The organism is Microbacterium umsixpiens, from assembly GCF_053543675.1.
Window position 1 is genome coordinate 2,629 of record NZ_JBLVOH010000163.1, and the last position, 9,337, is coordinate 11,965.

The window sequence follows — 9,337 nt, forward strand, 5'->3', positions numbered from 1 at the left end:
CCGCGCCGCCGCGACGGTCGTCTCCGGCGAGGTGCGCTTCGCAGTCGAGTCCTTCGGGCGCGCCGCTGTCGAATCCGTACCCGCCGAATCCCGACCCGTCGAACCCGCATCCGGAGGTTCCGCATGACACAGCGCCCCGCCACCGCCGAGCGCCTCGACCTCGCCGCCCACCCCGAGGGCGGCTGGTTCCGCCGTACGTGGACGAGCCCGCTGCCCGTCGAGACGCCGAACGGCCCGCGCCCGGCGGCCACCTGCATCCACTACCTGCTGCTGCCCTCTGAGCGCAGCGAATGGCACGTCGTGACCAGCGATGAGCTCTGGCTCTGGCATGGTCCGGGCCGACTCGAACTCCGCCTCGGCGGCGACGGTGCGGAACCGGGCACGGCGACCACGGTCGTGCTCGGCCCCGACGATGCCGCCCAGGTGCTGGTTCCCGCCGATGTCTGGCAGGCCGCCCGCCCGCTCGATGCCGACGAGGTCCTGGTCTCGTGCTTCGTGTCTCCAGGTTTCGATTTCGCCGATTGGCGTCTCGCCGAATCGCCTACTCTGTAGAGGCAGACCGTCTCTGCAGAAGCAGACCCGCCTGCCTCGCCGTCTCCTCCACACCCTTCCTCGCACTGGAGTCATCGTGCCCTTCACTCCCTCCCTCCGCCGCGCGGCAGCCGCTGCCGCTGCCGCCGCCCTCGCCATCACCCTCGCCGCCTGCAGCGCTCCCGCTGCCGAGACCGGATCCGGCAGCGGTGACGATTCGGGCCTGCAGACCGTGACCGAGGGCAAGCTCACGATCGCGACCGGCGAGCCCAACTACGAGCCGTGGTTCGTCGACGACGACCCCTCCAACGGTGAAGGCTTCGAGGGTGCGGTCGCGAACGCGGTCGCCGAGCAGCTCGGCTACAAGGCCGACGACATCGTCTGGGTGCGCACGACCTTCGACGGCGCCATCGCGCCGGGCCCGAAGGACTGGGACATCAACCTGCAGCAGTTCTCCATCACGGATGACCGTAAGAAGGCCGTCGACTTCTCGTCGCCGTACTACACGACCACGCAGGCCGTGGTCGCGGTCGGCGACTCGCCCGCGGCATCGGCCACGACCATCGACGAGCTCAAGGCCGCCAAGGTCGGCGTCGCCAGCGGCACCACCAGCTACACGGTCGCCAAGGCCGAGCTCGGTGAGGCGAACCTCAGCGTGTTCAACTCGGTCGACGACGTCGTGCTCGCCCTCAAGGGTGGCCAGATCGACGCCATGATCACTGACCTGCCCGGTGCGTTCTACGTCGTCGGCGCACAGCTCGACGACGGCGTGGTCACCGGACAGTTCGCCGGGGCCGACGGCGGCGACGAGTTCGGCATCGTGCTGCCGAAGGGATCCGCGCTCACGCCGGCCGTGACCGACGCGGTCGACGCCCTGCGTGAAGACGGAACGCTCGACGAGCTGCAGCAGAAGTGGCTCAGCGACGCGGTCGACGTCCCCGTCTTCAAATGACCTCACAGCCCGTCGACACGGCGTGGCAGCCGAGCGAGCTCGAGCTGTCGCCCCGCGTCCTGCGGCGCCGGGCGACCACCCGGTCCGTCCTGATCGCGCTGATAAGCAGCCTCGTCGTCGCGGCGGTGCTGGTGGTCGTCGTCGTCAACACCCCCGGGTGGGCAGTCGTCAGCCAGACGTTCTTCGACCCGCAGGTCGCGCTCGACAGCATCGGCCCGATCTTCCAGGGGCTGCTCGTCAATCTCCTGGTGCTGGTGATCGCCGCGGTCTGCGTCGCGATCTTCGGAACCACCCTGGCCACCATGCGCTCGCTGCGCGGTCCGGTGTTCTTCCCGCTACGCGCGCTCGCGGCGGCCTACACCGACTTCTTCCGCGGCATCCCCCTGCTGATCGTGCTGTATCTGATCGGCTTCGGCATCCCCGCGCTGATGATCTTCCCGCGCATGCCCGCGATGTTCTGGGGCACGATCGCCCTCGTCCTCACGTACTCCGCGTATGTCGCCGAGGTGCTCCGCGCCGGCATGGAGGCCGTGCACCCATCGCAGCGCATCGCCGCACGGTCGCTCGGACTGACCCACGGCCAGACGCTCCGCATCGTCGTGATCCCGCAGGGTGTGCGCAAGGTCGTGCCCGCGCTCATGAACGACTTCGTGTCGATGCAGAAAGACGTCGGCCTGATCTCGGTGCTCGGCGTGGTCGACGCCGTCCGCGCGGCTCAGCTGATGGTCGCCGACACCTACAACTACACGCCGTACATCGTCGCAGGGCTCATGTTCATCATCCTCAGCTGGCCGATGATCCGCCTGACCGACGTCGTCACCGCGCGGATGAACAAGCGCGAGCAGGCCGGAGGGGTCGTATGAGCGTTCCGGTGATCGAGGCAAGGGGAGTGCGCAAGCGCTTCGGCGACCACGACGTGCTGCGCGGCATCGACCTCGCCGTCGGCACCCATGAGGTGGTCGTGCTCATCGGCGCCTCCGGCTCGGGCAAGTCGACGTTGCTGAAGACGATGAACCTCATCGAGGGCGTCGACGACGGCCAGATCTTCCTGTCGGGTGAGGACATCACCGATCCGCGGGTGGATGCCGACGCCGTGCGCGCCCGCATCGGCGTCGTGTTCCAGCACTTCAACCTGTTCCCGCACCTGACCGTGCTCGACAACGTCACGCTCGCAGCCGTCCGCGTGCACGGCATGCGCAAGACCGAGGCGCGGGCCAAGGCGCGCGAGCTGCTCGAGACGCTCGGGCTCGGTGCCAAGGCCGACGAGTACCCCGACCGGCTCTCCGGTGGTCAGCAGCAGCGCGTGGCGATCGTACGCGCGATCCTCACGCAGCCCGAGGTACTGCTGCTCGACGAGATCACCAGTGCGCTCGACCCGCAGCTGGTCGGCGAGGTGCTCGACCTGGTGCGCCAGCTCAAGCAGCAGGGTGCGACCATCGTCATGGCGACGCACGAGATGTCGTTCGCCCGCGAGGTCGCCGACCGCATCGTGTTCCTCGAGCACGGCGTGGTCGTCGAGCAGGGGCCGCCGTCGCAGGTGTTCGATGCGCCGCAGCAGGCCGCGACCGCGGAGTTCCTCGCGCGCGTGCGGCACTGAGCTCGGCCGACGGCGGATCCGGCAGCGGCGCGCTCAGGCGAGCTCGTCGTCCTCGGGGCGCCTCGGGCTGGGGTCGGGCGGCAGGATCACGACCGGCTGCGCGGCGCTGCGCTGCGCCCGCCACCAGATGACGAATCCGACCGCGGTGAAGATGCCGTAGAAGACGTACATGAAGCCCGTCGCGTAGTAGCCGGAGCTGAAGAGCAGGGGCACGCCGACCACGTCGACCGCGATCCAGATGAGCCAGAACTCGGTCCAGCCCTTGGCCATGCCGTAGGTGGCGAGCAGCGAGCCGACGAAGGTCCAGGCATCGGCCCACACCGGCTCCCACGAGCCCAGCACGCGGAACAGCGGGGTCAGCGCGACGGTGCCGACGACCATCACGATCACCAGGCCGATGCGGGCTCCCGTCGGCGCCCACTTCGGCACGACCTGTCCGCCCTCGGCGTTGCGCCAACGTATCCATCCGTAGATCGCGACGGCGATGAACATGATCTGTCGGCCGGCCTGGCCGAGCAGGTGCGGCAGCGAGGGGTCGGGGCTGAGCGCGGATCCGAGGAAGACGGTGAGCAGCAGCAGGTTGCCGATGATGCCGACGGGCCACGCCCAGATCTTCCGGCGCATGCCGCCGAGCGCGCTCGCCAGGCCGAACGCGTTGCCGACGACCTCACGGACGAGGAGCGTCTGCCCGCCGGGCAGCGTCCAGTTCGAGTTGAATCCGTCGACGAACCACTGCAGCAGGTCCATGGTCAGGATGCTGCGCCGGGTTCGGCGCGGTCGTCGAGCACGAGCTGGAGCATGCTCAGGTCGAGCCAGCGCCCGAACTTGGCCCCGACCTGCGGCATCCGTCCGACCTCGGTGAAGCCGAGGCGCTCGTGCAGGGCGATGGAGGCGCCGTTCCCGCTCTCGATGCCGGCGATCATGACGTGCATCCCCGCGGCGCGGGCGCGCTCGACGAGGGCGGCCATCAGCGCGGTGCCGATACCGCGGCCGTGTTGACCGCCGAGGACGTAGACGGAGTGCTCGACCGTGTGCCGGTAGCCGCTGTGTGGACGCCACTGCGCGTACGACGCATAGCCCAGCACGCCGGAGTCGTCGACCGCGACGATCACCGGATAGCCGTGCGAGGTGCGATCGGCGAGCCAAGCGATGCGGTCGGCGAGGTCGACCGCATCCTCGTTCCAGATCGCGGTGGTGTGCAGCACCGCGTGGTTGTGGATCGCGGTGATCGTCTCGAGGTCTGCGGTCTCCGCATCCCTGATTCGGACGTCTGTCATCGGCGGGTGGTCTCTCTTCTGCTGCGCTCGGGTGCGCATCCTGCTGCCGCACTTCGGGTGCGCATCGCCGACGCTAGCAGGATGCCGCGCCTTCGAGCGCACGGGGAGCGCACACGGTGTCGACGCGGCGATATGCGAGCCCGTCGACTTATCCACAGCCCCTCCTATATATCGAAGATATGTTCTAAACTCGAAGCATGGCAAACCCCCATCTGACCCCCTTGATCGAGGCCGTGGAGTGCCTCGAAGAGGTGTGGGCCGATGCGGAAAACGCCGCGGAACTGTCTCGGGTGCAACTGCTCGAGGCCCACCGGGCGATGGGACTGGTGCAGCGCCGACTCGATGGCATCCACGCCGAGCTCGCGGCGAGCATCGCGCGGGAGTCCCGGCCCGAGCTGGGGGCGGCGAGCCTGGCGAAGGAACAGGGCTTCCGCAGCCCGGCCACCATGATCGCCGCGACGACGGGCGGATCCACGGGCGATGCGGCGCGGTTGGTCAAGGTGGGCGAGGCGACGGCGCCGCGGGCGAACCTCATCGGCGAGGCGCTGCCGCCGCGGTATCCCGAGGTGCAGCAGGCGATCGGTGCCGGCACCCTCAGCGCGGCAGCGGCGGCGTTGATCGTGACGCTGCTCGATCGGGCGCGGCTGAAAGCCGGTCTGGAGCGCACCACCGACGCCGAGCGTCTCCTGGTCGAGCGGGCGGAGGGGCTGTCACTCGACGACGTGCGCAAGCTGGTCGTGCGTGCAGAGGCCTGGCTGGACCCCGACGGTGTGGCGCCGCGCGAAGACGAGGCGCGGTCGCGGCGTTCTCTGACGATGTTCGAGCGCGACGGCTCGCTTCACCTGACGCTGCAGACCGATGTCGCCTCCGGTGCTCCGGTCAAGGCCGCGATCCAGGCGTACGTCACCGCGACGTTCCAGGCGCGAGCGCACGTGCTCGATCCCGAGGCGCCGGATGCCGATCGACGCACCGTCGCGATGCTGCAGGCCGATGCGCTCGCCGAGATCTGCGCGCACGCGAGCGGATGCGACAACGGGGGGCTTCCGTTGTCCGGCGCGACCGTCGTGGTGCGCGTCGGTCTCGACGACCTGACCGCCGGCACCGGATTCGCGAGGGTCGACGGCGTCGATGAGCGGGTCAGCATCTCCGCATGTCGTCGGATGGCGGCCGGCGGGGGAATCATCCCCGTCGTCCTCGGCGGTGGCGGTGAGATCCTCGACTGGGGGCGTGAGAAGCGCCTGTTCACCCGAGCCCAGCGGCTGGCGCTCGTGGAGCGCGACGGCGGCTGCGTGATGTGCGGGCTGCCTCCGCAGATGACGAAGGCGCATCATCTGCGCTGGTGGCAACGGGATGCCGGTCCGACCGATCTCGACAACGGAGTGCTGCTCTGCGAGAGCTGTCATCATCGCATCCACGACAACGACTGGGAGATCATGATAGAGGGACGCGGGTTCGCCGCGCGGGTGTGGCTCGTCCCGCCGCCGAACGTCGATCCGCACCGCAGGCCGAGGCTCGGGGGCAGAGCGCGCTACGACATCGCGGCGTGAGCGCGAGTTCCCTCACGCAGGCGAGAGGTGATGGCTGCGAATCCCGCTGACCAGGCTGCGCCCAGCCCCGCAGCGGTCGCGCTGGCGGCGGTGAGTTGGCCACCGGATTCACCGACGGCGGCGAAGACGAACCAGACCATGGCCGCTCCGATGCCCGCGATGGCGATGGCGGAGATCAGGCGCAGGGTCCGACGCAACTGCGTGGCGCGATCAGTGTCGGCGTGATCAGTGCTCATGCTCCGATCAAACCGAAGTGGACGATAGGCCGCATCCCCCGCGCGGCGGATAGCGGCGGCGGAAGGCGCGAGACGGTGACGTCGGACTCAGACGTGCACGTCGGCGGGGGATTCCTCGCCCTCGTGGAAGTTCGGCGTCTTGCCGAACAGCTTCGCGATGCCCAGCACGATCCCGACGATGAGCAGCCCGAGGATGAGACCGGCGATCGCGGAGATGATCGTGTCGACGACCCAGACGACGACGGCGCCCGCGGGCTCCAGGGCGTGCTCGACCGCGTGCAGCACGTCGACCGGGAAGTGCCAGCCGACCTCGCCCAGGTTCACGAGCACGAGGTGTCCACCGACCCAGAGCATCGCGACCGTGCCCAGGATGCTGATGAAGCGGAACACCGCGGGCATGGAACGCACGATCCTGGTGCCGGTGTGCCGCACGCGTCGCACCGGGTTCTTCGCCATCTTCAGCCCGATGTCGTCGATCTTCACCAGCAGCGCCACGGCCCCGTACACGACGCCCGTCATCAGGAGCGCGATCACGGCGAGGATGGCGAGCGTCGCCCAGATGTCGAGCCCCTTCTCCAGGCTCGCCAGCGAGATGAGCATGATCTCGGTCGAGAGGATCAGGTCGGTGCGCACCGCGCCCAGGACCAGCTTCTTCTCGTCGCGAGCGCCCTCGTCGGCATGGCCGTGCTGCACGCCGAACCACTCGAGCACCTTCTCGGCGCCCTCGAAGCACAGGTAAGCGCCGCCCAGGATCAGCAGATACGGCAGCACCCACGGCGCGAATGCGGTGAGCAGCAGTGCCGCCGGGATGATGATGAGGAACTTGTTCGCGAGCGAACCGAGCGCGATCTTGCCGACGACGGGCAGCTCGCGCGCGGGCGTGATGCCCTGCACGTACTGCGGGGTGACCGCGGCGTCGTCGATCACGACACCCGCTGCCTTGGCCGAGGCCTTCATCGCGGCGCTCAGGATGTCGTCGACGACGGCGAGCAGTCCTACGGACATGGGCGGTTCCCCTCGGGCGGTGTGCAGTGCGGAGGCAACTCTATCGAGTTCGCAGAAACTCACAGCGCGCTCCCAGCCCCGAGGGACCAAAAAGGCGCAGTCCACGGTTCTTCCCTATGACGCCGCAGCCAGCGACGTCGGACTAAGGAGTCAGATCATGTCGAACGACTACGGCAAGACCCCCGAGGCCGTCAGCGGCCTCACGCACCTGCAGTACGAGGTGACGCAGCAGGACGCGACCGAACCGCCGTTCCGCAACGCGTACTGGAACAACCACGACGACGGCATCTACGTCGACGTCGTCTCGGGCGAGCCGCTGTTCTCGTCGACCGACAAGTTCGACAGCGGAACCGGATGGCCCAGCTTCACCAAGCCCATCGATGCGGATGCCGTCACCACGCGCACCGACCGCTCGCTGTTCATGAAGCGCACCGAAGCGCGCTCCGCGAACGCCGACAGCCACCTCGGTCACGTCTTCGACGACGGCCCGCGCGATGAGGGCGGGCTCCGCTACTGCATGAACTCGGCGGCCCTCCGCTTCGTCCCGGCTGACAGGCTGGAGGAGGAGGGGTACGGTCGCTACAGTCCCCTCTTCGCGAAGACGCCGAACACCCCCACCACCGACACCTCTGAGGAGCAGTCATGACCGACACCGGAACCATCACGCGCACGCCCGGGACCGAGACGGCCGTCCTCGCCGGCGGCTGTTTCTGGGGCATGGAAGACCTGATTCGCCGCCAGCCCGGCGTGATCGGCACGCGCGTCGGCTACACCGGCGGATCGAACGACCACGCGACCTACCGCAACCACCCCGGTCACGCCGAGGCCGTGGAGATCGTGTTCGACCCGACCAAGACGACGTACCGCGACATCCTCGCGTTCTTCTTCCAGATCCACGACCCGTCCACGAAGGACCGTCAGGGCAACGACATCGGCTCGAGCTACCGCTCGGCGATCTTCCCGCTCTCCCCTGAGCAGGAGACGGTCGCGCGCGACACGATCGCCGACGTCGACGCCTCGGGCCTGTGGCCGGGCAAGGCCGTCACCACGATCGAGGCCGCGGGTCCGTTCTGGGAGGCCGAGGAAGAGCACCAGGACTACCTGATCAAGTACCCCAACGGCTACACCTGCCACTTCCCGCGTGCGGGATGGGTGCTGCCCCAGCGCGCGGAGAGCTCCGCCGTCTAGGCCGGGGGCCCGCGCCCCTCGCACGGAACGAAGGAGAACTCACGGCATGAAGGAGCGGATGCGGCATCCGCTCCTTCATTCCGTGAGAACTCCTTCGCAATGGGCGGGCGAGCGGGCGGCTACGCCTCGGCGAGGAACGCCAGCGCCGCCTCTTTGAAGTCCCGCGATCCCGGAGCGTTGAAGTGGTTCCGGTTCGGGATCTCGAAGAAGCGACCGTCGGGGGCCGCGGACGCCAGTGCCCGTGAACCCTCGATGATGGCATCCTTCGAACCCGTGGCGAACAGGATCGGGCGCGTCGGCGCATCCGATGGATCGGGGTCGATCATGCCCGACGACCGCATCCCTTCCGCGAGCGCGACCAGCGCCTGCAGGTCGTTGCCGGGTACCCGCTCCGTCAGCGCGATGTAGTTCTGCGTCGTGGCGTCTGCGACCGGGGTGCCGTCGGCGATGTACGCCCGCACCTGGTCCAGGTCGAGGCGGGCCAGGGGGATGCCGTCCGGCACTCCGCCGAGCACCGCCCGGCCGATGCGGTGGGGCAGCTCGCGCACCACTTCCCAGCCCACGCGGGCTCCGAGCGAGTAGCCGACGTAGAACGCGTCGTCCACGAGGTATGTGTCCATCACGGTCTCGACATCGGTCACCAGCGTCCGGATGCGGTACCCCTCCGGATCGTGCGGCTTCTCGCTGCGCCCATGCCCCCGCTGATCGAGCGCGAGCACCCGGTAGCCGGCGCGGTCGAGCTCGCGCACCCAGCCGGTCAGGACCCAGTTGTCGCGGGCGCTCGACGCGAATCCGTGCACGATCACGACGACCGGAGCATCCGGATCGCCCCAGGTGTACGTCGCCAGGCGTGTGCCGTCGGCGGCGTACACGTGCTGCGGGTCGGGCATGCTGGTCAGGTCGGAGAGGGGGGTGGCCACCCTTCCATCTTGGCCCTGTTCCGCGTCAGGGGTGCTGCTCCCGCGCCCCTGCGCCGAGACCCGGCCTCCAACCCCGAGACCCCG

General features: G+C 69.0%; 12 protein-coding genes. 7 read left to right on the forward strand and 5 right to left on the reverse strand.

The window, feature by feature from the left end; genetic code table 11:
* Positions 1–123: 123 nt before the first annotated feature.
* The 4 genes from ACNPM4_RS15820 to ACNPM4_RS15835 all read left to right on the forward strand — a co-directional run bounded on the left by ACNPM4_RS15820 (position 124) and on the right by ACNPM4_RS15835 (position 3,080).
* Positions 124–552 (forward strand): cupin domain-containing protein, encoded by a 429-nt coding sequence (locus ACNPM4_RS15820; RefSeq protein WP_448986316.1) that lies wholly within the window; start codon positions 124–126, stop codon positions 550–552.
* A gap of 76 nt (positions 553–628) precedes the next feature.
* Positions 629–1,483, forward strand: a complete 855-nt coding sequence (locus ACNPM4_RS15825) for an ABC transporter substrate-binding protein (protein ID WP_448986317.1) — start codon at positions 629–631, stop codon at positions 1,481–1,483.
* On the forward strand, positions 1,480–2,346 hold the full coding sequence (locus ACNPM4_RS15830) for an amino acid ABC transporter permease (RefSeq protein ID WP_448986318.1): 867 nt from the start codon (positions 1,480–1,482) through the stop codon (positions 2,344–2,346). Before ACNPM4_RS15825 ends, ACNPM4_RS15830 begins: the two co-directional genes overlap by 4 nt.
* Positions 2,343–3,080 carry an amino acid ABC transporter ATP-binding protein gene (locus ACNPM4_RS15835; protein ID WP_029264323.1) on the forward strand — a complete coding sequence of 246 codons (738 nt, stop codon included), beginning with the start codon at positions 2,343–2,345 and terminating at the stop codon, positions 3,078–3,080. The genes ACNPM4_RS15830 and ACNPM4_RS15835 overlap by 4 nt, the downstream gene beginning before the upstream one ends.
* 33 nt (positions 3,081–3,113) lie before the next feature.
* On the opposite strand, the gene pnuC is transcribed toward ACNPM4_RS15835, so the two are convergent.
* Together pnuC and ACNPM4_RS15845 are read right to left on the reverse strand one after the other, a co-directional pair.
* Positions 3,114–3,827 carry a nicotinamide riboside transporter PnuC gene (gene pnuC, locus ACNPM4_RS15840; RefSeq protein WP_448986319.1) on the reverse strand — a complete coding sequence of 238 codons (714 nt, stop codon included), beginning with the start codon at positions 3,825–3,827 and terminating at the stop codon, positions 3,114–3,116.
* Between the two features lie 2 nt (positions 3,828–3,829).
* Positions 3,830–4,357 (reverse strand): GNAT family N-acetyltransferase, encoded by a 528-nt coding sequence (locus tag ACNPM4_RS15845; protein ID WP_029264325.1) that lies wholly within the window; start codon positions 4,355–4,357, stop codon positions 3,830–3,832.
* A gap of 197 nt (positions 4,358–4,554) precedes the next feature.
* Here ACNPM4_RS15845 and ACNPM4_RS15850 point away from each other — a divergent pair, with 197 nt between their 5' ends.
* On the forward strand, positions 4,555–5,904 hold the full coding sequence (locus tag ACNPM4_RS15850) for an HNH endonuclease (protein WP_448986320.1): 1,350 nt from the start codon (positions 4,555–4,557) through the stop codon (positions 5,902–5,904).
* Here ACNPM4_RS15850 and ACNPM4_RS15855 read toward each other — a convergent pair.
* Positions 5,886–6,140, reverse strand: coding sequence for a hypothetical protein (locus ACNPM4_RS15855; protein ID WP_448986321.1), 255 nt, complete (start codon positions 6,138–6,140; stop codon positions 5,886–5,888). The two genes, ACNPM4_RS15850 and ACNPM4_RS15855, sit on opposite strands and share 19 nt — an antisense overlap.
* An 87-nt stretch (positions 6,141–6,227) precedes the next feature.
* Positions 6,228–7,145, reverse strand: coding sequence for a DUF808 domain-containing protein (locus ACNPM4_RS15860; RefSeq protein WP_448986322.1), 918 nt, complete (start codon positions 7,143–7,145; stop codon positions 6,228–6,230).
* 157 nt (positions 7,146–7,302) lie between these two features.
* On the opposite strand from ACNPM4_RS15860, the gene msrB reads away from it, so the two are divergent.
* Positions 7,303–7,791 carry a peptide-methionine (R)-S-oxide reductase MsrB gene (gene msrB / locus ACNPM4_RS15865; RefSeq protein WP_448986323.1) on the forward strand — a complete coding sequence of 163 codons (489 nt, stop codon included), beginning with the start codon at positions 7,303–7,305 and terminating at the stop codon, positions 7,789–7,791.
* On the forward strand, positions 7,788–8,333 hold the full coding sequence (gene msrA, locus ACNPM4_RS15870; RefSeq protein WP_029264330.1) for a peptide-methionine (S)-S-oxide reductase MsrA: 546 nt from the start codon (positions 7,788–7,790) through the stop codon (positions 8,331–8,333). Before msrB ends, msrA begins: the two co-directional genes overlap by 4 nt.
* A gap of 119 nt (positions 8,334–8,452) precedes the next feature.
* On the opposite strand, the gene ACNPM4_RS15875 is transcribed toward msrA, so the two are convergent.
* The gene (locus ACNPM4_RS15875; protein WP_400857358.1) at positions 8,453–9,253 is read right to left on the reverse strand and encodes an alpha/beta fold hydrolase; all 801 of its coding nucleotides are present in this window, start codon (positions 9,251–9,253) and stop codon (positions 8,453–8,455) included.
* Positions 9,254–9,337 lie beyond the last annotated feature (84 nt).

Coding starts and splice junctions, on each gene's coding strand:
- msrA (WP_029264330.1), top strand. CDS start 7,788: ATGACCGACACCGGAACCATCACGCGCACGCCCGGGACCGAGACGGCC.
- msrB (WP_448986323.1), top strand. CDS start 7,303: ATGTCGAACGACTACGGCAAGACCCCCGAGGCCGTCAGCGGCCTCACG.
- ACNPM4_RS15850 (WP_448986320.1), top strand. CDS start 4,555: ATGGCAAACCCCCATCTGACCCCCTTGATCGAGGCCGTGGAGTGCCTC.
- ACNPM4_RS15860 (WP_448986322.1), bottom strand. CDS start 7,145: ATGTCCGTAGGACTGCTCGCCGTCGTCGACGACATCCTGAGCGCCGCG.
- ACNPM4_RS15830 (WP_448986318.1), top strand. CDS start 1,480: ATGACCTCACAGCCCGTCGACACGGCGTGGCAGCCGAGCGAGCTCGAG.
- ACNPM4_RS15835 (WP_029264323.1), top strand. CDS start 2,343: ATGAGCGTTCCGGTGATCGAGGCAAGGGGAGTGCGCAAGCGCTTCGGC.
- ACNPM4_RS15845 (WP_029264325.1), bottom strand. CDS start 4,357: ATGACAGACGTCCGAATCAGGGATGCGGAGACCGCAGACCTCGAGACG.
- ACNPM4_RS15820 (WP_448986316.1), top strand. CDS start 124: ATGACACAGCGCCCCGCCACCGCCGAGCGCCTCGACCTCGCCGCCCAC.
- pnuC (WP_448986319.1), bottom strand. CDS start 3,827: ATGGACCTGCTGCAGTGGTTCGTCGACGGATTCAACTCGAACTGGACG.
- ACNPM4_RS15855 (WP_448986321.1), bottom strand. CDS start 6,140: ATGAGCACTGATCACGCCGACACTGATCGCGCCACGCAGTTGCGTCGG.